The sequence below is a fragment of the Gemmatimonas sp. genome, from assembly GCF_046594945.1.
Lineage (GTDB): Bacteria > Gemmatimonadota > Gemmatimonadetes > Gemmatimonadales > Gemmatimonadaceae > Gemmatimonas.
Map to the genome: position 1 here is coordinate 55,320 of NZ_JBKJRB010000070.1, position 20,982 is coordinate 76,301.

Here is a 20,982-nt window from a genome sequence, read left to right on the forward strand (position 1 = left end):
TGTGCTACCGGCATACCCCGCTGGCTTCAGGGAGTCGCACGCAGTGGCGCCTACTTCTGCGTCAGGTCGCCGCAGGCCACGACAATGCCCATCGCGGCCGCCGCGTCGTGGATGTTGACGTAGTAGGTCGCGGTATCGGCGAGGACGACGGGCACCGTGGCCTTGCCCGCGCCCTGCCCCTTGTCATTGATCGCGATGGGCGTGTACACGCGGCCACCACCCACCACGCCGCCGCTCTTCACGCAGCTCCCGGAGTGAATGTGCCAAGGCCTGGTAGCGCCGGGGGTGTCGTCGGTCAGCGTAACCGCGACCTCGGTGCCGGTGCCGTCTTTGGTGGGCGTGACGGTCGCGGTGCCATGCACCTTGCGGCCTTCCTGGCCGGCCAGCGTAGCCACGTAGTCCGTGATCGGACGGGCGAGCGCGAACAGGACGGCGCTGTTGCCGACCAGTGCGGCGCTGAGCGCCATCCAGCGAAAAGTCGTGCGGCGGGGCATCGAGCACTCCGGTGCGGGGACGAGCGAGGAGACTACGGACGACGGGCAGGCGGGCGCGCGGACGGCGGGGGCTTGTTGGCGGGCGGCCGGGTCGGCGGACGCGACGAGGGCGAGCGCGGGAGTGACGATTTTCCTGTCGGGAACGCGTCCGCCACAAAGATGAATGCCAAGGCCAGCGCCGCCAGCACGAGGATCGCGAACAGCACGCGCGCGCGCATGGGCCGACCATCGACCCAGATGGTGGAAACAAGAACCGGCACGACGATCAGAAATAGACGGACGATGCGTCGATCGAAGGTATTCGGCACGAGCTTCGTAGCGCGCGGCGTGATCTGGAGGCGATACTCGGCTTCGCTGGCCAATCGAAATACGCCATGCTCCAGCGCGCGAAACCAGCGCACCGGGGGGACGCGCATGAGCATCGATCGCAGTCGCGCGTTCATGCCGGCACGCGATCGAAGAGCGATGGCGGGTTTGACGCGTCATCCCAGCGGATCGTGTCACCGATTGCAATCTCGCCGTCGTCGAGGATCATGGCGAACGCACCACCGCCCCATTCCGGCCGCATGACGGCCTGCAGCCCGGCGCACACCTCATCCATCTGATGACACGGCTTCGTCTCGCCGGCGATCTGTATCCGTACCGCGCCGATACGCAGCACGCGCCCGCGTGAATTCGCCAGCGGAAACCCGCGCACCAGCACGTTGGCGCGTCGCCGTGCGGGGCCCATCGATGGATCGTCTTCGCGCGAGACCGCCGAGAGGTGTTCGGCCCAGCGCTCGGCTTCAAGCAGTGTGATCTGCCGACGGCCACCCTGGTTGGCGTTGCCAACGAGTCCGCGCTGTGTCCGCACACGTGCCGACGCGACGGGATCCATCGGTCCGCGCTTGGCACGCTTGAGCCAAATCTGCTCGACCACGCCGACGGGCGGATTGTGCTCCGACATCAGGCGCGCTCCACAATGCGATCGATGAGGAAACTGGACTGCTCGAGCGCTTCGGCGGTAAAGTCTCCAAAGAATTCGCGCACGTCGTCGAACAACCGCGAGAACGCCGCCTGATCGCCGCGGGCGAGAATATCGGCGACGTCCTGCACCGACTGACCGAACGCCGACGTGATTTCGGCAGTTCGCGGATTCCGCATTTCGATCGAGCCGTACAGGGCCGGATCCTGCGCGAAATGTCGCGCCGCCACATACAACTCGAGTAAGTACGCCGGCGATGTGAACGGCAACGTCTCGGACAATGGGATCCCAAGGCGACTGAGGGTGAGTCCTTGCACCTGCGTCTGAAAGTGCGTGAGCACCTGCACCACTGACATGGCCCGATCGTGCTGCGCGGCGGTGGTTTCCGTTATCACGAGGCCACGAGCCGCGAACGACTGCGCGACCCAATCCGCCCATGTGTCGCCGCGACCCCGACAGATCACCACGCGCTGTCCCTGGAGGGTGTGCACACTCGGCCCGAACATCGGGTGTGTGCCGACCACACTGGCGCCGGTGACCTCGAGCATGGCCTGCAACGGGGCTTGCTTCACACTCGTGACGTCCATCAACAGGGCGTCCTCGCGCACATGTGGACCGACGGCGCGAATCACGGCATCGGTGACATCGATCGGCACGCTCACCACGACCACGTCGGCTACCGAGGCCGCCTCTTCCGCGCGCAACGACGTGTCGGTGTCGACGAGCAGCAGTCGATGGCCGAGGTCACCGAAGAGACGCGCCATCACGCGGCCAATGCGTCCATTCCCACCGATGATCGCGATCGTGTACGACGCGGCATCCATCGGCACTTCGGCGCGCAAGGCGGCCTGATGATCGCGACTCGATCGCATGAGCAGCCGGAAGATCGACTCGATTTCGTCGCTGGGGAGACCGAGCTCCTTCGCGCGGTCATGACGATCACGCAACAGCTCGCGCTCACGGCTGGCGTCGCGAATCTTGAGACCGTACTGACGCTTGTAGGCGGCAACTTCCGCCACCAACGCCATGCGCTTCGCCATGATCTGCAGCAAGTCACGATCGAGCGCGTCGATCATGGCGCGCACAACGGGCAATGGCCGCGGTGTATCAGTCACGAACAGGCCTCACTTGGTCATCTTCCAGAAGGCGATGCCGCTGGCCTGCGGTCCGACATCGGCGGTTCCCACCTTTACCCGAGTCACGAGATCAATGACATCGACCTTTCCCGGCTGAGCGCCCTGCCCTTCGCTGCTCACGAAGGCGTAACGCGAATCGGAGCTGATGGTGACGCCGTGCGCCAAACGGGTAGACGTGGGCAACTGCGCGACACTGGCGCCGGTGTCGAGATCGAAAATTTCGACGGCATTGCCTTGCTTGAGCGTCGCAACCAGGAGGCGACCGTTGGCGGTCACGGCCAGATTGTACACGCCACGGCCGGTCTTCATACGACGCACGAGCGCCCACGACTCGGTATCGATTTCGAGAATTTCGTCGGCCTTGTTGCAGGCCACGTAGATTTTGGCACCATTGGCGGACGGCTGCGCCCAGGTGGGGGAGCAGGAGGCGGGCGCCATCGTGTGCTTCTCGATGCCCATGCCGACGCGCCCGACCTGCGCCGGATCGACGGTGGGGCCCGCAGCGGGCTTTCTGGCCGACGCGGCGCCGCCGCCCATGGCCGCCATGTCGTGCCCGGCGGCGACATGGTCCATGCCGGCCATCGTAGACGGCGCGGTGAGTACGAGCGGCCCTTCCTTGCCTTTGGCCAGCGAGAAGCGGCGCGACACCACGAAGTCCTTGGTGTCCACTTCGACCAGCTGATCATCCATCATGCAGGTGGAGTACTGCCGCATGCCGTCGGGCGACACGCGACTGCCATGCGGCATCGTGCAGGTCACGATGCGGGCGACTTCCGTACTGTTCGGCGTGTAGATCACCGACACGGTGGACGGGATCATATCGCCGTGCAGATTGAAATTGACCGATAACGCGTACAGTCCGTCGGGCGTGACGTCGATCGAGGCGGGAAAGTTGCCCAGCAAGAGTCCTGGACCGACAAGCGTGTCGGGACCGAGTTCGTAGCGCCAGTACTTGCCGTCGGGGAAGCCGTGTCCGGTAGTCATGTGCAGGTACTTGCCGTCGTGCGAGATCGCCAGTCCGTGCGGTCCCTCCATTTCGGCGGCGAGCTCACCGATGCCAATCGTCTTTTCGACCACCGTTCCCATCGGTCCGAATCGCACCCGATAGAGCTTGTCCGCCGACTCGGCGCCCACGTAGACCCAGTAGTCGACCAGAGGCGCCGCGGGGGCAGCCGGGGCAGACACGGGCCTTGCCTGCCCCGCCAGCGAGGTCGGCCAGAGCGGAAGCGCGGTCGCAGTGGCGGTCGCGGCGAGGACAACGCCGGCGTAGACCGCACGCCGTGTCTTGCGGGAGCTTGGAATGAGCAGCATGATCGCGGAGTTCGGCAGGATCTATCCCATGGGAGACAACAGTATGAACGTAGCGCGCACCCGGCGGTTCGTCACGACGACCGCAATGTTCCTTGCCACACCGCTTGCCGCGACCGGCGTGACGCCCGGTGTTGCGTTCGGGCAGGCCGCGACCCAGACCGTGGTCGCGAAGCTGGTGGCGGAACCAGCCAAGGTGACGATCCGCGCCGGCGAATCGCAGCCGTTCAACGTGACGGCGTACGACGTGACCGGAAAGATCATCCCCGACGCGGTGGTTCGCGTGGGCGGACCGCGTCAGGCGGTGGCGTTCAACGATGGACAGGTGCGCGCCTTCCGTGCGGGTTCATACACCGCAACGGCCACGGCGGCCGGCGCCACGGGACCGATCACGCTCGACATTCCGGTGCTCATTACGTGGCCGGCGCTGTCGAAGCTCACGATCACCGCCGACTCCGGACGTCTGTACACCGGCATCTCGATCGGCCATCGCGTGGAGGCCACGCACGCTGACGGTAGCGTACGGGCTGGCCTTATTCCGACGTGGCGCAGCAGCGCGCCGGCGATTGCCTCGGTCGATCGGTTCGGCACGGTGACGGCACTCAAGGCCGGCACGGTCGTGATCAGCGCCGAGTCAGAAGGCGTTCGCGCCAGCCGGACGTATACGATCGCGACCAACCCGGTGAGCGCACTCGCGCTCGACATCAAGGAGGATGTGATCCTGACGGGTCAGGTCGTGCATCTCAACGCGACCGCCAAGACGGCCGCCGGCGTACCGGTGAAAGATGCGGTGATCACGTGGAGCTACACCTACACGCCCGACGACACGACGGTCGCACCGGGAGGCCCCGGCATCATTGATTGGGGACGCTTTACCGCGAATTATCCAGGACGCTTCACGATTCTCGCACAGTCGGGCAATGCGACGGCGCGCAAGGTGCTCGAGGCCAAGCCGCGTGATGTGGTACGCCGCATCACCGTGACCGGACGCGGCAACATTGCCAACACGGCCACGTCGGACCTGTGGCCGTGGACCGGCAAGGATGGACGCGACTACGTGCTGGTGGGAACGTGGGGCGGCGACGGCTACGGCATGGTGTTCGACATCACGGACATGAACAACATCGTGAAGACCGACTCGATCAAGATCGACGCTCGTACCATCAACGACGTGACGGTATCACCCGACGGGCGATACGGCGTGTTGGCGCGCGAAGGGGCGTCGAACCGCGTGAACGGGGTCGTGATTCTCGATCTTGCGACGCCCGCGCATCCGAAAATCGCCGCCACGTTCGATCAGGAACTCACGGGCGGCGTGCACAACATGTTCGCCACCAACGATTATCTGTTCGCGATCTCGGGCGGACAGAAGTACGTGATCATCGACGTGAAGGACATTTACAAACCGAAGTACGTAAGTGAGTACCAGCATCCCAACGCGCGCATCCACGACTTATGGGTTCGTGACGGCATTGCCTATTCCGCGCAGGGCGGCGTCGGTGCCGTGATGGTGGATGTCGGCAACGGCAAGTACGGCGGTACGATCGAGAAGCCGAAGCTGATCAATGTGTTCCCGATCAACTCGGGTCATGAGATCTTTCCGTACTTCCAGAAGTCCACGGGCCGCACGTACCTGTTCCTCGGTGACGAGGAGATGAACCGCGCCGGTCGCGTGTGGGAGGGCACGAACTATCGCGCCACGCTCGGCAGCGCCGGTGGTATCGCGCAGACGTCGGGCGGATACGTGCACATCGTCGATGCCACGGACCCGATGCATCCGCGCAAGGTCGGTCGCTATCATCTCGAAGATTACGGCGCGCACGACATCATCGTGGAGGACGACATCCTGTATCAGGCGTACTACGACGGCGGCGTGCGCGTGGTCGACGTGAGTGGTGAACTGATGGGAAATCTCGCCGATCAGAAGCGCGAGATCGCCGTGTTCAAGCCGTACGACGCGAAGGCATTCACCGCCAACGCCCCGTTCGTGATGAATGCCATGCCGTGGAAGGGTCAGGTACTGTTCACCGACTTCAACTCGGGATTGTGGTCGGCGAAGTTGGAGCCCAAGACAAAGGCCATTACGCCATAACGGCACGTAGTCACACAAAAAAGGAGCAACTCGGGGATCGATTCCGAGTTGCTCCTTTTCGCTTGCGCCCATCGTGCCACTACATGCGCGCGGAGGCGGAAGTGGAGGCGGAGGCGGATTCGCGATCACCGCGGCCGGTGGCCATCGTACCCTGCACGTGCTGCACGAATGAATCGGCGCAGAACGCGTTGAACTCACGCTGCACGGCATCGTGCTCCTTCTCACCCATGCGACCGAGCTCGGCCAGTCGCGCGTCGCCGAGGCGCTCACCGGCAATGGCAAACGTGGCAAACGTGTCCTGCGCCTGGCGAATCAGGACGATGTCGCCAACGACCCGAAGAAAGTCGGTGCCCCGCATGGCATCAACGGCGTCACGGGCCTTACCGAGCGCGGAGCCGAGGATGTTCTTGAGGCCGCTACCTCCTTCGGATCCGATTGAGGTGCCGTATGCCTGGAGCATCTCCTGATGGTTTTCGAGCCCCGGGAGGTGCCGCTCACAGATCCGACGATACTCCGGATCGTCGGCCTGCTCCGCATGATCGCGAACGCTCACGACTAGCGCATGATGCTGCGAGATCGCGTTGTTCAGCTGCGCGCGAAGGAAATCGGATCCTGTATCCATGCCTGTGCTCCGTTGTAAAAGGTGCGATCGAGGCGTGCACACCTCGTGCCGCGCCACGCGCGATGCAGGTCACAGACTGGGCTGGTACCGCCCCCACACCTTCTCGAGCGCATCCGCGATCTCGCCGACCGATGCGCGCACGCGCACGGCGTCGATGATACGCGGCATGAGCGGCGCGCGTGCACCCACGTGCGCCGGCAGATACTCGGGCGCGATATCGATGATTGCCTGCAACGCCGCCTGCACGGCCGCGTTATCACGCGACGCCTTAATATGCGTCAAGCCCGCGACCTGTCCCACTTCGAGCGCGCTGAAATCGGGCGACGGAATGATGGGGGGATCCTGACCGTCGGCGAAACGATTCACGCCCACGACTACCGTTTCGCCGGCTTCCACACGGAGCTGATACTCGTACGCACTGCGTCCGATCTCTTCCTGGAAGAAGCCGGCGCGAATCGCCGCCGCGGCACCGCCGAGTGCGTCGACACGCTCGAGCAGCTCGAGCGCACGCGCTTCGACGGCATCAGTCAGCTGTTCCACATACCAACTGCCGGCGAGCGGGTCCGCCGTCTGGGCGACGCCCGATTCGTAGCCCACGATCTGTTGCGTCCGGAGCGCGAGCGTGGCGGCGGCAGCGGTGGGCAGCGCCAGCGCCTCGTCGTATCCGTTGGTGTGCAGCGACTGCGTGCCGCCGAGTGTGGCAGCGAGGGCCTGCACCGTTACACGAACCACGTTGTTGAGCGGCTGCTGCGCCGTGAGCGTGACACCGCCGGTCTGCGTGTGGAAGCGCAGCTTACAGCTGGTATCGTTGGCGCCGAAGCGCTCGCGCATGAGGCGTGCCCATAAGCGACGCGCGGCGCGGAACTTCGCGACTTCTTCGAACAGGTCGCTGTGGGCGGCAAAGAAAAACGACAGGCGCGGCGCGAAGGCATCGACGGCCAGTCCCGTGTCGACGGCCTGCTGTACGTAGGCGATCGCATCGGCGAACGTGAATGCCACTTCCTGCACCGCCGTGGCGCCCGCTTCGCGAATGTGGTAGCCCGAAATGGAAATGGGATTCCACTGCGGCACTTCCGCCGCGCAGAAACGGAACATCTCGGCCGTGAGCGCGAGCGACGGATCGGGCGGATAGATGTACGTGCCGCGCGCGATGTATTCCTTCAAGATGTCGTTCTGCACCGTGCCCGACAGCGCCGCGCGCGCGATGCCACGTTCTTCGGCCACCACGATGTACATCGCGAGCAACGTCGACGCCGTCGAGTTGATCGTCATCGACGACGACACGCTGTCGAGCGGAATGCCGTCGAGCAGCACGTGCATGTCGTCGACGGTGTCGATGGCGACGCCAACCCGGCCCACTTCTCCGCTGGCGCGAGGCGAGTCGGAATCGATGCCCATCTGGGTGGGCAGGTCGAAGGCGACCGACAGACCGGTCTGCCCCGCCTCCAGCAACAAGCGGAACCGCTCGTTGGTGGAGCGCGCCGTACCAAAGCCCGCGTACTGGCGCATCGTCCAGAGGCGACCGCGGTACATGGTGGGCTGCACGCCGCGCGTGAACGGAAACTGACCGGGGTCAGCCAGGTCACGGGCGTAATCCACGTGGACGTCGTCCGGACGTACGACGCCGGGGATCGGAATGCCGGAGGGGGAGAGTCGCTCGCTCATCCCCCCAATGTAGCGCTCAGGAGGCGAGGGTCGGAGTCGGCGTGGCGGTTCGCGTTCCACGCCGTTCAGAAATTCCCGGAGCGACGTACTTGGGCAGCGGGAACTCGGCCACGGTTTCCACTTCGGCCTTGCTGCCAAGATAGAGCGGTGTCCGCTCGTGCAACTCGGTCGGCTGCACGTCGAGAATGCGACCATGGCCATTCGTGGCCAACCCACCGGCCTGCTCGGCGATGAACGCCAGCGGATTCGCCTCGTACAGCAGGCGCAGCTTGCCTTTCGGCGCTTTCTCGTTGGCGGGATAACAGAACACACCGCCGCCAAGGAGGTTGCGGTGGAAGTCGGCCACGAGCGATCCCACATAGCGCACGTTCAGCGGCGCGCGCTGACCGTCCAGCCCTCGATAGCGACGCATCAGCGCGCGCGTGGGCTCCGGCCAATCCTGTTCGTACGCATCGTTCACCGAGAGATAGCGCGCCCGCGAGGGAATCTGGATGTTGGGATGCGACAGCAGGAACTCGCCGATCGACGGATCAAGCGTGAAGCCGTGCGCGCCCTGTCCTGTGGTGTACACTAGCATCGTGCTCGAGCCGTAGATGACGTAGCCGGCGGCGACCTGACGGCGGCCCGGCTGCAGCATGTCCTCCATCTCGCCGCGCGAGCCGCGCGTGATCTTCTGATACACGGAGAAGATCGTGCCGACGGGCACATTCACGTCGATGTTGGAGGAGCCGTCGAGGGGATCGAACAGCAACACGTACTTGCCGGCGCGGAAACCTTCGGGAATGTGGATGATGTCCGGCTCTTCTTCGGACGCCATCGCGCACAGCCGGCCGCCGTGATCGAACGCTTTGACGATGATCTCATTCGAAATCACATCGAGCTTCTGCTGGACCTCGCCCTGCACGTTTACGTCACTGGTGGCGCCAAGAATGTCGGCGAGTCCGGCGCTTCGCACCTTGTTCGCGATCATCTTTCCAGCGAGCGCCATGTCGTAGAGAATGCCGGACAATTCACCGGTGGCCTCGGGGAACATGCGCTCCTGCTCGATAATGAAGCGTTCGATCGTGACGACGGACGTCGCAGTATGCCTGACCACGGTTCTACTCCTGGGGGGAGACGGGCGCGCAGGCGCGCAGCAGCAGAGGTTTTACCGAGACCCGGGGAGGATCGGCGGGAGTCACGCGAAAAGACTGTTGAGGCAATGGCGACGAACCAGGAGCGCACGTCGCCGTCTGTGGAAATTGGCGTACGTGGGCAAGCTCGGGCAAGAGCCGCGCCGCGCTCGGATGTCAGCAATCGCTATCGGGGCAGTTTGGCCGAACGTTCCGGGATGCGCCAGCGGTCACCATGGGCCGAGGCGTCGAGCCATTGACCATTGGTCGAGATCACGACTGCGCCCTCGAGATCCGAGCGCAACAGCGGCACCTGCAGGGCGGCGAAGCGCTCGAGGACCTCGGGAGACGGGTGCCGGTAACTGTTCCCCGCCCCGACGGACACCAGCCCCACCAGGGGGGAGACGGCGCGCACGAAGTCCGCCCCGGAGCTCGTGCGGCTGCCGTGGTGACCAAGTTTCAGTACGTCTGCCCGCAGCGCCTCGTGAGGGAGTCGCGCCAGCAGCCAGGCCTCCTCCTGGTGCTCGGCATCGCCCATGAAGAGAAATCGCCGGCGCCCGTAGGAGACACGAAGCACCACGGAGGTCTCGTTGGCGTCGTGCTGAGCGGTCGTCCACGTGGAATCGGGCGCGAGGACGTCGAGGACGACGCCGTCGAGCTGCCAGCGTTGCCCGGGATGCACGCGGCGCCACGGCTGGCCGCTCGCACGCAGCGCCAGCAGCGCTTTTCGGTACCCGGTACTCGACGTGACAAAGGCGGGCTCCCACCATTGTCGGGGCGCGAGCGCGGCGATCACGCTGGCGGCGCCGCCTACGTGATCTTCATGCGCGTGTGAAAGCACCATCAGCGCCACCGCGCCGCCGCGACGCTGCACGTACGGGATCACTGCGCGACGACCGGCGTCACCGCCGTCCCACGACGGTCCGGCGTCGATGAGCACCCACCGTCCGCGCGGTGTACGGAGCGCGAAGGCATCGCCCTGCCCCACATCGATCATGTGCAGCTCCAGCACGCCCGGCCCGACGCTCAGGCTCGGCAGCCACGCGGCCACGGCTAGCGCAACCGCCCCCAACCGTAGCCATGGTCCGGCGCGGCGCGCCGCCGTCGCCCGCACCACGGCCACTGAGGCCAGCCCCGCTCCGATCGCCGCTGGCAGCGTGGGCGACAGGTGCAACACGGCGAACGGCATCGCGGCGGCCACGCCGGCAATCCGGTCGAGCAGCGCGATGGGCAACCGGCTGGCGTCGGCAACCACCTGCGCCAGCGGGTCGAGCGGGCTGGCCAACAGCGCAAGAAAGAGTGCGGGTTGCAGAAACGCCACGATCGGACCGGCCAGAATGTTCGTGACTGGCGCCAGCAAACTCACGCGTCCGAATGTCCACGCGATCAGCGGCGCCGTCACCACCGTCGCGACCACGCCGGTGATCGTCTCGCGTACCAACCACCGCGACACGCCATGTCGCGTGACCAGCCAGCGTTGCGTGTCGCGCACAACGCTGCGCCACGCCCCTGCGAGCCCACGAGTCGACGATGGTGGCACCGACAGGGCGTAAGGTTGCCAGCGTCGCAGGATCGCCCGGGCGGCCACCAGCGCGGCCATACCGGTCACGCTCAACTGCCAGCCCAGATCGAGCACGACCAACGGTTGCACGGTGGGAATCGCGGCGCCGAGTGCGAGTGCGGTCCATTCATGGAGTGGACGCTGCCAGGCGGTGGAGAGCATCACGGTGAGCAGCATGACCGCGCTGCGCACAGCCGGCGCGGGCGCCCCGAGCATGGCGACGTAGGCGAGAATGAGCCCGAGGGACAACACGGCGCCAACCGTTGCCGACAGCCGCATGGCGGCGGTGACGGTCAGCAGCGCCGAGGCGATGATCGCCACATGCATGCCCGACACCGAGAGCATGTGCACGAGTCCCGCATCAGCGAATCGATCACGCACCGACGTGGCGATGCCGTCCTGGTCGGCGATTACCAAGGCGCGCACCAGCGGTGCGCGCTCACCAAACAGGCGATCGATCGTGTCGCCGGCCCGTCCGCGCGCAGCGCGCAACCAATCGCGTCCAGCGGGGGCGCGTACGGAATCGACAGCGAGACGCACGCCGCGATCGGTGGCCATCGCGCGCCCCTGCACCTCGGCGATATCGCCGGCCCGAAGAGCGCGCGACATCCCGGGGGGCAGGCGCACGACGGCGCCGACGGCGCAGTGCCGCGCACCGTACGCAAAGCGCACTTCTCCGCGCCCCCGCGTGACGGGGGCGCTCAGCGCACGGCCCGCGGCGAATCGTGTGGGAAAACGGGCGGGAAAACGGGCGGGTCCAGCGCGCTCCGGCAGTGCGCCGTCGAACACCAACGACGTTCTGGTTCCGGCCGTGAAGCGGTTCACCGCAGCCGCCCGACAGCTGCGCGCGTTAGCGGCGGCGGACGCACTGGCCAGCACGCCGGCGAGCGCGAGGCCACTGAACGTCGCGATGTTCAGCGACCGGGAGCCAAACCGACGGCGCACCCCACGCGCCACAGCGGTCACCGGCGTCAGCACGAGACGCAGCGCGAGCAGCAGCACGAGCAGCAGCACGAGCAGCAGCACGAAGCGCATCGCCCACGCTGGTGCCGTTGGCGCTCGCACGGTCCAGAGGGATCGCGATATCGAATCGCCCAGCATGGCACCGACGAACAACCCGGCCAACCACCAGCCGGCGGCGTGAATGAGAAGCGGCATCACTCACGGTGTCGAAGTACCGGAGGTGATGCCGCATCGGAACTACGCCGGCGTACCCGCCGGTACGCACGCGAGACACCCACCGATTTCGCTATCCGGCCATCATTGGCAAGGACTTGCGTTCGGTCTGCTCGATGACCGGCGTGCCCATGAACGTGGCGCCGGTCGTGCCGCTCAGCTTCACCGTGAGATAGTCACCAATCGATCCGGCATCGGCGGGCACCATGATGGTCTTGAAGTCACGCGAGCGCGCTTGCAACAGGATGCCGTCACGGGCCACCTTTTCGATCAGCACTTCGACGGTATCGCCGAGTCGGCGCAGATTGTTTTCGCGAGAGATTCCCCGCACCGTTTTCAACAGCAGCTCAAAGCGCGTCGCGACGAGCGCGTCGGGGATCGTCCACTCGGCCGGCATGCGCGTGGCCGGTGTGCCTTCGCGCGGCGAAAACTTGAACATGAAGGCGTCGTCGAATCGCACGTCTTGACAGAGCGACAATGTATCGGCGAACTCTTCGTCGGTCTCACTGGGAAAGCCGACGATGATGTCGGTGGTGAGCGCCAGTCCGGGAATCGCGGCCCGCATGCGCGCCACGCAGGCGAGATAGTCCTCGCGCGAGTAGCGGCGCAGCATCTTCTTGAGCATCGACGTGGACCCGCTCTGCATTGGCAGGTGGATGTGCTCACACACCGTGGGCACCTCCGCCATCGCGGCAATCACGCGATCGGAAAAGTCATTCGGATGCGGGCTGGTGTACCGTACACGACGGATGCCATCGACGGCACCGACGGCACGCAGCAGGTCGGCAAAATCATGCGTGCCGTCGTTGTACGAGTTGACCGTCTGTCCCAACAGCACGACTTCGGTGAGCCCCTGACTCACGACCTCGTGCACTTCGCGGACGACTTCGTGGAGCTTGCGGCTCCGTTCGGGGCCGCGTGTGGTCGGCACGATGCAATACGTGCACCGATAGTCACAACCGCGCTGCACCGGGATCCATGCCTTCACCCCTTCGAAGCGGCGAGCGACGACATCCTCATAGTGCTCTTCGAGATCGAAATCGGTGGCCGTGAACTTCTCACCGCGACGCGCACCGTCGAGTAATTCGGGGAGCGCGCGATAGCCGTCGGGACCGACGACGATCGACACGTGTCGCGCCTGTTCGAGCACCCGAGGGCCGAGGCGCTGCGCCATACAGCCGGTGACACCCATGACACTGCCGGGGCGCATGAACTTCTTGAGTTCCCCGAGCCGACCAATCACGCGCGTCTCGGCGTTCTCCCGGATCGCACAGGTATTCACCAGAATCACGTCGGCGCCGTCGGGCACACTTACGGCGTCGTAGCCGCTCGCGACGAGCTTGCCGTACATGAGTTCGGAGTCGGCCACGTTCATCTGGCAGCCGTACGTCTCGATGTACACGGTGGGGCGCGGGGGCCCCGTCACGGGTGCCACAGTCACTGGCGTATCACTCATGGGTCAGTTACGCGGACGAATCTGAATGCCGATCCCGAGTAACCACGCCGATTCCTTGAAGCCGCTGCCCGACATCGTGCGGCTGGCGCGCTGCACGGAAAGATCGAGCGTCGCGTCTTCCCCAGCGACCGGAAGCCCGAGTCCCGCCGACACGCGGTTCTCCTTGGCGGTCTGTCCGACGATGCCGAAGGGCAGTTCGTTACGCGCGTATCCGGCGCGAACGAGCAGCGGTAGTCCGCGGAACTTCGGACCCGCCACTTCCGCACCGGCGTGCCAGTTCATGGCATCCGTGGACGTCGTGGTCGCCGATCCGAGCGATGCCATCTCGGACCACGAGATTTGCTCCATGCCGACGGCGAACACCGAGCCGACGATGCCGTCGTAGCGCAGCGCGATACCGGTACGCGCCGGCACGCCGGCCCTCGAGACGATCGTGTCGCGGATGCGCGCGTTGATCTCATTGCCGCGGCGGTATGACGCGAGCGCGGTGAAGCCCTTGCCGAGCGTCGCTTCGCCACCAACCGACAGGGCCGTTCCGAAATAGGTGACGCGCGACGAATCGAGCACGCTGCCGAACGCCAACGTATCCGCGAACGTGCGCTCACGTGTGGCGCGGTGCTCTCCGGTGTAGAGATGCCCGGCAACGCCAACGCGGAAGCGCGGCGAAATCTGCCAGCCGGCGCCGGCGCGCAGATCGTTGATGGCCCCGCGCACGTCCGTTTGATCGCTGGTGGGGATGGTGTTGCCATCGATCAGCGCGCTGCCGCTCGTGGTGGTGGAGAACGTGCGGTCGAGGAAGCTCGCGGCGCTCAGTCCGACCGCCACGCCATGGCGCGCTGGAAAGACGAGCATGATGAGCGGGATGCGCTGCAGCGTGCTCTTCTCGCTCACGCCGTTCACCGAGAGCTTCCGCAGTTCCGGTTCGGCCTGCGCGGTGATCACGGTGCGTGCAAGGCCACCAAGGGCCGCCGGGTTCGTCGGCGTGAGCGCATCGAATTCCGCGAACGCGCCGCCCGTTCCGTTGGTCCGGACGCTGCCACCGCCCACGGGATAGCCGAAGCCCTGCGTGCCAATGGAGCCCTGCGCGCTAGCCGTCGAGACCGCCGCCATCGCGGCGAGAAACGCCAGCGACGCGGGTGCAATGAAGGATCGGAGGTGAGTGCGGATCACGGAAGAGCGAACTCCGAACGCGGGAGATAAGTGATACGCAGACGCGGGCGCAACGCGGCCGGCGCTTTGCTGGAGTAAAAGCGCAGTTCCGCTGGTTGTGCGCCCTCGAGACCGATCCTGAAGGCGATTGCGCGCGGCACGTTCGTGGGCAGCGTGCGCCAAGTGCGGGCGAGCGCCAGGATGTTCACCGCACGGACGCCGGCGGCCGACGGGACCAGCAGCGTCGAGTCGACGCCGGCGAACGAACCGGCGGCGGCGAGATCGAGGATGCGGCGCAGGTCCGTCACGAGACTCGTCGTGGTTGGCACCAGCGCAAACAGACCGACCGGATCCGCGGCATTTCCGAAGGTGGAGGATTGCTGCGTGAGCAGCACCTCGGCGCGCACAATGGTACTGGAGTCCGTGATACGCGACGGCACGCTGAATCGAAGATACGATCGATACGCCGGGAAACCACCCACCAACAGCGTGTTCGCGCCCGGCGCTGGCGAGGCCAGATCGTTGATCGTATACACCGAGTACGCCAGCTCGACGTCCGCCGTGGAGTTGGGCACGATCGTGCTTGGCGAGATCTGTTGCGGCGCGTACGTCGTATCCGTGCTCGGATCAAAGACCACCGTCGGCGCACCGGCACCGGCCACGAAGGCCACCGCGCGAAGCTGCCCGGATCCACCACGGATGCGAACGCCCAGTCGCAGGCGACCCTTGGCGGCGATCTTCGCGGCCATCACCGTTTTCGAGAACGGAATCCGGATCGAGTCGCGGGTGGCGGACGGCGTGAACACCAACGAGCCGATCCGACGATCCGGCCGGAACAGCGACCGCACGACCGAAGTGACCGAGTCGGACGCCGTCGTATCCACGTCGTACACCTCAAGCGTCACGGGCGTCGTGCCCCGGCGTCCGGTGCTGTCGAGCGGAAAACGCAGAAACACCGAGTCGACGGCCATGATGGAGTCGACCGTGGTACCCTTGTTCGGACTGAAGACCGTTGGCAGCGCATCGAACCGGATGATGGCACTGGTGACCACCGTGTCGGGGCGGTTGGCAATCAGGATGAACGGCGATAGCCCGAGCGCCGGAAAACCCCCGAGCGAACTATCGAGGACGACCGCGTCGACAATGGTGTCGCGGAAGGACTCCGCCTTCGACGGACACAACGACGGGCAGGCAGCGCCGCCATCGAGCGATTCCGTGCAGGCTGCGGCCGTGACGGCCGCGAACACGAGTCCGCATAACAGGAGAGGGCCGCGGAGACGCGGCCACGAGGTAAATCGAACGCGCTCAGGCATTCTCGAGCGAAGCAGGCGTGAATGGCGCGGGCAACAGTTCCGCCAGCGACCAGCGCGCTGTGAGCCCATCGGGCGTCACGGCGACGATTTCGAGCGCTGGGGCGAACTCCACCAGCGCCTGTCGACAGATCCCACACGGTGGCGTCGGCGCAGCCGCCGCCGACGTGATCACCATGCGTACAAAACGACGCGCCCCGTCGGCAACCGCCGCGCCGAGCGCGACGCGCTCCGCACAGGTTCCGGCCGGATACGACGCGTTCTCCACGTTGCAACCCACGTACACGCGCCCCGTGTCGGTTTCCAGCGCAGCCCCGACGGGATAGTGCGAATACGGGCACCACGCATTGGCGCGCGCCGCGTCGGCCGCGGTGCGCAGATCGGCGATGCTCATGCGTGCAGAAGGCCTGGTAGAAACGACGTGCCACGACCGCGCCACGACAGCCCGAACCACTCGGCTACCGTCGCGCCCAGATCAGAGAACGTATCGCGCGCGCCCACGCTCCCGCCGCGCACCCGTGCGCCGGCCACCAACAGTGGCACGCACTCCCGCGCGTGGTCGGTGGATGGCGTCGTGGGGTCGTTGCCGTGATCGGCGGTAATGAAGAGCAGGTCGTCCTCCCGAAGTGCAGCCAACAGGCTGGGCAGGGCGCGATCGAACGCTTCGAGCGCCCCCTGAAAGCCATGGACATCGTTCCGATGTCCGAACAACTGATCGAAATCTACCAGATTGGCAAAGCAGAACCCACGAGGCGCCGAATTCAGCCACTCGAGGATCGCCGAAACCCCGTCCGCGTTGTCGACGGTGTGCCGTGCGGTGATGCCGCGACCGGCAAACAGGTCGTCCACCTTCCCCACCCCCGCGCGGGGAATCCCCGCCTCGGCCAGCGCATCGAGCAGCGTGACCCCGGGAGGCTGGATGGAGTAGTCGCGCCGATTGGCCGTACGCTTCCACGCTCCCAAAGTTCCTGCAAACGGACGAGCGATGACACGCGAAACGTCGTGCGGGGCCACGAGTTGCTCGCGGGCAATCTCACAGGCCGCGTACAACTCACGAAGCGGGATCCACTCCTCGTGGGCCGCGATCTGAAAGACCGAGTCGGCCGACGTATATACGATCCACGCACCACTCTCGCGCGCCCGCTCGGCGTAGTCCGCGATCACCGCCGTTCCGCTGGCCACACAGTTCGCGATGACGGGACGACCCGTCGCTCGCTCGAACGCCTCAATCACGCTGGGCGGAAAGCCGCTCGGGTACGTGGGAAACGGCTCGGCGAGATGTACGCCGGCCAGCTCCCAGTGCCCCGTGGTCGAGTCCTTGCCTGACGAGCGGGGGATGAGGGTGCCCCAGGCGCCGATGGGATGGGCGGCCGGTTCGACCCCCTGAATCGGCACGATATGCCCGAGTCCCAGGCGCGCCAGATTTGGCAGGTCGAGTCCACCGACCGCCCGCGCCACGTTGCCGATGGTGTCGCTTCCCGAGTCGCCGTAGGCCGCCGAATCGGGCGCCTCGCCGCACCCCACGCCGTCTAACACGAGGATCACCGCGCGTCGGCTGTTCACCGTCGTGGTCATGGCTGACTTGAGGAGAGGGGACGAGACGGGACGCGCAGGGCCAGCCCGACCAGGAGTTCGTATGGCGACAGCTCCGCCATTTCGGCTACCTGCTCGGTGCTCACCGTGGCGGCGCCATCGGTGCCGATGAGGGTGGCCACGTCTCCGATGCCACAGGGCACATCGGTCACGTTTACCATGATCATGTCCATGGTGACACGACCCACGACCGGGCAACGGACCCCACCAATGAGGACCTCGCCGCGATTGGAGAGCTGCCGGCGATATCCGTCGGCGTAGCCCGCCGAAATCGTGGCGATGCGCGTGGGTCGCGCGGCCGTCCACGTGGCACCGTAGCTCACCGTCTCGCCCGGCGCGACGTCACGGAGGTCGATCACGCGGGCCCGCAGGTGCACGACCTGTCGCAGGCCGAGGAGCTCGCTGAACATGCCGGCGTAGATGGCGATGCCGGGACGGGCCAACGAGCCAGGAGACCGGCGTGTGCGGCTTGCGATGGCGGCACTGTTGTCGCTGTGCCGCAGCACGGAGGGCGGCAGGGCATCACCGAGGTCGAGCAGGGCGTCCACGAACCGCGCGTCCTGCTCGTCCCGGGAGTCGATGTCCTCGTCGGCCGAGTGAAAATGCGTGAACACGCCCTCGGGGGGATGCGCATTCAGGTAATCGCGCAGTGCCTCGACCTGATCCCATCGCACGCCGGCGCGGGCCATGCCGGTGTCGATCGACAGGTGATACGGTCGAAGTTCACCACCCTGCCCTTGGGAGGCCCAGGCGACGATGTCCTCGGGGCGGTGCAACGCGGGACGGACCCCGAGCTCGTGCGCCCGCGACAGCTCAGACCGCAGAATTGGCGTCAGGCACAGAATGCGCGCCCGGCACCCGGCCTCGCGCAGTTCGGCGGCCTCGTCGAGGGAGGCGACGCCAAGGCCCCACGGGGCATCAGCGGTTGCCGGCGTGCGATCAAAGGGCGCACCCAACGCCCGACTCACGAGCACGGCACCGACGCCATACGCGTTCGCCTTCACCATCACGATGAGCGGCACGCCAGCCCGCGCCCGAAGCTGACGCACGTTGTGGCGTACCGCGTCGAGATCGACGTCGAGCCAGGCGCGCTCGGTGGCGGGATATATTGACGCGGTCACTCGCACATCCTAAGCAGCCAACGACGTACGGAGAAGCGATGCAACGGACGATGGACGAAGCGCTGACCCTGATGCGGGATCTGCGGGCACGCTGCGATTGGGACCGAGTGCAGTCGCACAGCTCGCTCCGCCCGTACCTGATCGAGGAAGCACACGAGGTGGACGACGCCATCGCGTCGGGCGACGACGCGACGCTGCGCGACGAATTGGGCGACCTGTTCCTGCAGGTGCTCTTTCACTCGGTGGTGGCTGAGGAGCGCGCTGCGTTCACGATGCAGGACGTGGCCGGCGCGCTGGTCGCGAAGATGCACGCGAGGCACCCGCACCTGTATGGCGACGGCATCAAGCGTAGCTGGGAGTCGATGAAGGCGGAGAAGGCGAAGCGCAGCACGCTCGAGGACGGTCTGCCATCGGGGCTGCCGTCGTTGCATCGCGCGCACCGGTTGCAGGACCGCGCCGCCGGCGTGGGCTTCGACTGGCCCAATGCACTCGGACCGCTGGAGAAGGTGCGCGAGGAGATCGAGGAGCTGGCGGCCCATGTGAGCCCAGACGGCACGGTGGCCGATCAGGACTTGTTCGAGGCCGAGCTGGGCGACCTGCTGTTTGCGGTTGTGAACTTGGCGCGCAAGACCGGCGTGCACGGCGCGCTGGCCCTTGATCGGACCAACGCCAAGTTCGTGCGGCGTTACGCGGCGATGGAAGCGTTGGCGACGGCGGATGGTGTGGAGCTGACGGCGCTGTCGCTGGAGGAGCAGGATCGGTACTGGGACGCGGTCAAGCGATCGGAGCGTCTTCCGCGAGACTCACGTGAGTTTTGAGTGGTGAGCGAGAGTTCCGAGTCGGGAGTGCACTAACGACTCGGAACTCTCACTCGCTACTCGAGACTCACACGCCGTTACGGCGCGAGCCTTCCCATCATCCGTGGGAACGCGATCACTTCGCGGATGTGCTCGATGCCGCAGATCCAGGCGATGGTGCGCTCGAGGCCGAGGCCGAAGCCCGAGTGCGTGAACGTGCCGTATTTGCGGAGGTCGAGGTACCAGCCGTACGCCTCGACGGGCAGGCCTTCGTGCGTGAGCCGCGCGAGCAGCTTGTCGTAGTCGTCTTCGCGCTGTGATCCACCGATAATTTCTCCACGCCCTTCGGGTGCTAGGAGGTCGGCACAGCGTACGGTCCGTGGATCGAGCGGGTTCTCCTTCATGTAGAACGCCTTTGCTTCCTTCGGATAGTTCACAACGAACACCGGGCGCTGGTACGCGTCGACGATCAGCGCTTCATCGGGCGCGCCCAAGTCGTCACCCCATACAATATCGCTGCCCTTGCCCTGCGCGAGCGTCACCGCGTCGCCGTAATCGAGACGCACGAACGGCTGCGACACGCAATCGAGCTTCGTGGTGTCGCGCTCGAGCACTTTGAGTTCTTCCTGACGACGCTCCAGCACGCGCTCCACGAGGTAGCGCACGAACGCTTCCTGCAGATCCATGTTGTCGTCCTGATCGTACCACGCCATTTCCGGTTCGATCATCCAGAACTCGGTAAGGTGGCGGCGCGTCTTCGACTTCTCGGCGCGGAACGTGGGTCCGAAGGTGTAAATGCGACCCATCGCGGCGGCCAGCGCCTCGCCGTACAGCTGTCCGGTCTGCGCGAGATAGGCCGTGCCTTCGTCGAAGTAGTCGGTGCTGAACAAGCCGGCGCGCTCGCCGATTGCCGCCGTGAGAATCGGCGTGTCGCAGCGAATGAAATCGCGCGCGTAGAAGAAATCGTGCACCGCCTGTTCGAGCTCATGCCGCACCCGCATGATCGCGACCTGCCGCTGACTGCGCAGCCAGAACGCCCGGTTGTCGAGCAGGAAGTCGATGCCGTGTTCCTTCGGCTGGATCGGGTAGTCGTTCGGGCTCGTCCCGATCACCTCGAGCGTCTGCACGCCCATCTCGAAGCCGCCCGGTGCCCGCGCATCGGCGCGCACCTCGCCGGTCAGCGCCACCGACGCTTCCTGCGTCAGCTCAGCGAACGCGTTCCACGACGCCTCGGGCACCTCGGACTTCACCAGCACCGCCTGCAAAATGCCCGTGCCGTCACGGGTCACGACAAAGGCGACCTTGCCCTTCGATCGCAAGTGGGTGACCCAAGCGCGGACGGTGACGACGGCGCCGACATGGTGCTTCAGGTCGGCGATACGGGTGCTGGATTGGTTCATCGGACGGCGAGTTGAAGGAGAGCCGT

General features: G+C 65.8%; 18 protein-coding genes. 2 read left to right on the top strand and 16 right to left on the bottom strand.

Annotated features, from left to right (window positions below):
• Positions 1 to 50: 50 nt before the first annotated feature.
• From ACLL97_RS07825 to ACLL97_RS07845, 5 genes are read right to left on the bottom strand one after another with little or no spacing between them, the layout of a single operon-like run.
• On the bottom strand, positions 51 to 494 hold the full coding sequence (locus tag ACLL97_RS07825) for a hypothetical protein (RefSeq protein WP_411279912.1): 444 nt from the start codon (positions 492 to 494) through the stop codon (positions 51 to 53).
• A gap of 32 nt (positions 495 to 526) precedes the next feature.
• Positions 527 to 937 carry a hypothetical protein gene (locus tag ACLL97_RS07830; protein ID WP_411279913.1) on the bottom strand — a complete coding sequence of 137 codons (411 nt, stop codon included), beginning with the start codon at positions 935 to 937 and terminating at the stop codon, positions 527 to 529.
• A complete protein-coding gene (locus tag ACLL97_RS07835; protein WP_411279914.1) occupies positions 934 to 1,440 on the bottom strand; it encodes an MOSC domain-containing protein in 507 nt (168 codons plus the stop codon). Before ACLL97_RS07835 ends, ACLL97_RS07830 begins: the two co-directional genes overlap by 4 nt.
• A complete protein-coding gene (tyrA, locus tag ACLL97_RS07840) occupies positions 1,440 to 2,573 on the bottom strand; it encodes a bifunctional chorismate mutase/prephenate dehydrogenase (protein WP_411279915.1) in 1,134 nt (377 codons plus the stop codon). The genes ACLL97_RS07835 and tyrA overlap by 1 nt, the downstream gene beginning before the upstream one ends.
• Positions 2,574 to 2,582: 9 nt before the next feature.
• Positions 2,583 to 3,905 (bottom strand): YncE family protein, encoded by a 1,323-nt coding sequence (locus ACLL97_RS07845; RefSeq protein WP_411279916.1) that lies wholly within the window; start codon positions 3,903 to 3,905, stop codon positions 2,583 to 2,585.
• On the opposite strand from ACLL97_RS07845, the gene ACLL97_RS07850 reads away from it, so the two are divergent.
• Entirely contained in the window at positions 3,895 to 5,994 is a 2,100-nt protein-coding gene (locus ACLL97_RS07850; protein ID WP_411279917.1) for a hypothetical protein, read from the top strand. The two genes, ACLL97_RS07845 and ACLL97_RS07850, sit on opposite strands and share 11 nt — an antisense overlap.
• 79 nt (positions 5,995 to 6,073) lie before the next feature.
• Here ACLL97_RS07850 and ACLL97_RS07855 read toward each other — a convergent pair whose 3' ends face one another.
• The 10 genes from ACLL97_RS07855 to alr all read right to left on the bottom strand — a co-directional run bounded on the left by ACLL97_RS07855 (position 6,074) and on the right by alr (position 18,759).
• Positions 6,074 to 6,616, bottom strand: coding sequence for a hypothetical protein (locus ACLL97_RS07855; protein ID WP_411279918.1), 543 nt, complete (start codon positions 6,614 to 6,616; stop codon positions 6,074 to 6,076).
• Between the two features lie 69 nt (positions 6,617 to 6,685).
• Positions 6,686 to 8,281, bottom strand: coding sequence for a methylmalonyl-CoA mutase (locus ACLL97_RS07860; RefSeq protein WP_411279919.1), 1,596 nt, complete (start codon positions 8,279 to 8,281; stop codon positions 6,686 to 6,688).
• 16 nt (positions 8,282 to 8,297) lie between these two features.
• A complete protein-coding gene (gene fbp / locus ACLL97_RS07865) occupies positions 8,298 to 9,377 on the bottom strand; it encodes a class 1 fructose-bisphosphatase (RefSeq protein ID WP_411279920.1) in 1,080 nt (359 codons plus the stop codon).
• 203 nt (positions 9,378 to 9,580) lie between these two features.
• Positions 9,581 to 12,112 (bottom strand): DNA internalization-related competence protein ComEC/Rec2, encoded by a 2,532-nt coding sequence (locus ACLL97_RS07870; RefSeq protein WP_411279921.1) that lies wholly within the window; start codon positions 12,110 to 12,112, stop codon positions 9,581 to 9,583.
• A 91-nt stretch (positions 12,113 to 12,203) separates the two neighbouring features.
• The gene (gene miaB / locus ACLL97_RS07875; protein ID WP_411279922.1) at positions 12,204 to 13,571 is read right to left on the bottom strand and encodes a tRNA (N6-isopentenyl adenosine(37)-C2)-methylthiotransferase MiaB; all 1,368 of its coding nucleotides are present in this window, start codon (positions 13,569 to 13,571) and stop codon (positions 12,204 to 12,206) included.
• Between the two features lie 18 nt (positions 13,572 to 13,589).
• The gene (locus ACLL97_RS07880) at positions 13,590 to 14,756 is read right to left on the bottom strand and encodes a hypothetical protein (RefSeq protein WP_411279923.1); all 1,167 of its coding nucleotides are present in this window, start codon (positions 14,754 to 14,756) and stop codon (positions 13,590 to 13,592) included.
• Positions 14,753 to 15,982, bottom strand: a complete 1,230-nt coding sequence (locus ACLL97_RS07885) for a hypothetical protein (RefSeq protein ID WP_411279924.1) — start codon at positions 15,980 to 15,982, stop codon at positions 14,753 to 14,755. Before ACLL97_RS07885 ends, ACLL97_RS07880 begins: the two co-directional genes overlap by 4 nt.
• 58 nt (positions 15,983 to 16,040) lie before the next feature.
• The gene (gene cdd, locus ACLL97_RS07890; RefSeq protein WP_411279925.1) at positions 16,041 to 16,439 is read right to left on the bottom strand and encodes a cytidine deaminase; all 399 of its coding nucleotides are present in this window, start codon (positions 16,437 to 16,439) and stop codon (positions 16,041 to 16,043) included.
• A complete protein-coding gene (locus ACLL97_RS07895) occupies positions 16,436 to 17,620 on the bottom strand; it encodes a phosphopentomutase (RefSeq protein ID WP_411279926.1) in 1,185 nt (394 codons plus the stop codon). The genes cdd and ACLL97_RS07895 overlap by 4 nt, the downstream gene beginning before the upstream one ends.
• Positions 17,617 to 18,759, bottom strand: a complete 1,143-nt coding sequence (gene alr / locus ACLL97_RS07900; RefSeq protein ID WP_411279927.1) for an alanine racemase — start codon at positions 18,757 to 18,759, stop codon at positions 17,617 to 17,619. Before alr ends, ACLL97_RS07895 begins: the two co-directional genes overlap by 4 nt.
• Positions 18,760 to 18,797: 38 nt before the next feature.
• Here alr and mazG point away from each other — a divergent pair, with 38 nt between their 5' ends.
• The gene (mazG, locus tag ACLL97_RS07905) at positions 18,798 to 19,577 is read left to right on the top strand and encodes a nucleoside triphosphate pyrophosphohydrolase (RefSeq protein WP_411279928.1); all 780 of its coding nucleotides are present in this window, start codon (positions 18,798 to 18,800) and stop codon (positions 19,575 to 19,577) included.
• Positions 19,578 to 19,654: 77 nt separating this feature from the next.
• Here the strand turns inward: mazG and asnS are convergent, their stop codons facing one another.
• Positions 19,655 to 20,956, bottom strand: coding sequence for an asparagine--tRNA ligase (gene asnS, locus ACLL97_RS07910; protein WP_411279929.1), 1,302 nt, complete (start codon positions 20,954 to 20,956; stop codon positions 19,655 to 19,657).
• Positions 20,957 to 20,982 lie beyond the last annotated feature (26 nt).

Excerpts from the sequence above, each read along its gene's own strand:
- ACLL97_RS07835 (WP_411279914.1), bottom strand. The coding sequence starts at position 1,440 with ATGTCGGAGCACAATCCGCCCGTCGGCGTGGTCGAGCAGATTTGGCTC.
- ACLL97_RS07830 (WP_411279913.1), bottom strand. The coding sequence starts at position 937 with ATGAACGCGCGACTGCGATCGATGCTCATGCGCGTCCCCCCGGTGCGC.
- ACLL97_RS07845 (WP_411279916.1), bottom strand. The coding sequence starts at position 3,905 with ATGCTGCTCATTCCAAGCTCCCGCAAGACACGGCGTGCGGTCTACGCC.
- ACLL97_RS07855 (WP_411279918.1), bottom strand. The coding sequence starts at position 6,616 with ATGGATACAGGATCCGATTTCCTTCGCGCGCAGCTGAACAACGCGATC.
- ACLL97_RS07870 (WP_411279921.1), bottom strand. The coding sequence starts at position 12,112 with ATGCCGCTTCTCATTCACGCCGCCGGCTGGTGGTTGGCCGGGTTGTTC.
- ACLL97_RS07860 (WP_411279919.1), bottom strand. The coding sequence starts at position 8,281 with ATGAGCGAGCGACTCTCCCCCTCCGGCATTCCGATCCCCGGCGTCGTA.
- ACLL97_RS07850 (WP_411279917.1), top strand. The coding sequence starts at position 3,895 with ATGAGCAGCATGATCGCGGAGTTCGGCAGGATCTATCCCATGGGAGAC.
- ACLL97_RS07825 (WP_411279912.1), bottom strand. The coding sequence starts at position 494 with ATGCCCCGCCGCACGACTTTTCGCTGGATGGCGCTCAGCGCCGCACTG.
- mazG (WP_411279928.1), top strand. The coding sequence starts at position 18,798 with ATGCAACGGACGATGGACGAAGCGCTGACCCTGATGCGGGATCTGCGG.
- cdd (WP_411279925.1), bottom strand. The coding sequence starts at position 16,439 with ATGAGCATCGCCGATCTGCGCACCGCGGCCGACGCGGCGCGCGCCAAT.
- asnS (WP_411279929.1), bottom strand. The coding sequence starts at position 20,956 with ATGAACCAATCCAGCACCCGTATCGCCGACCTGAAGCACCATGTCGGC.
- ACLL97_RS07895 (WP_411279926.1), bottom strand. The coding sequence starts at position 17,620 with ATGACCACGACGGTGAACAGCCGACGCGCGGTGATCCTCGTGTTAGAC.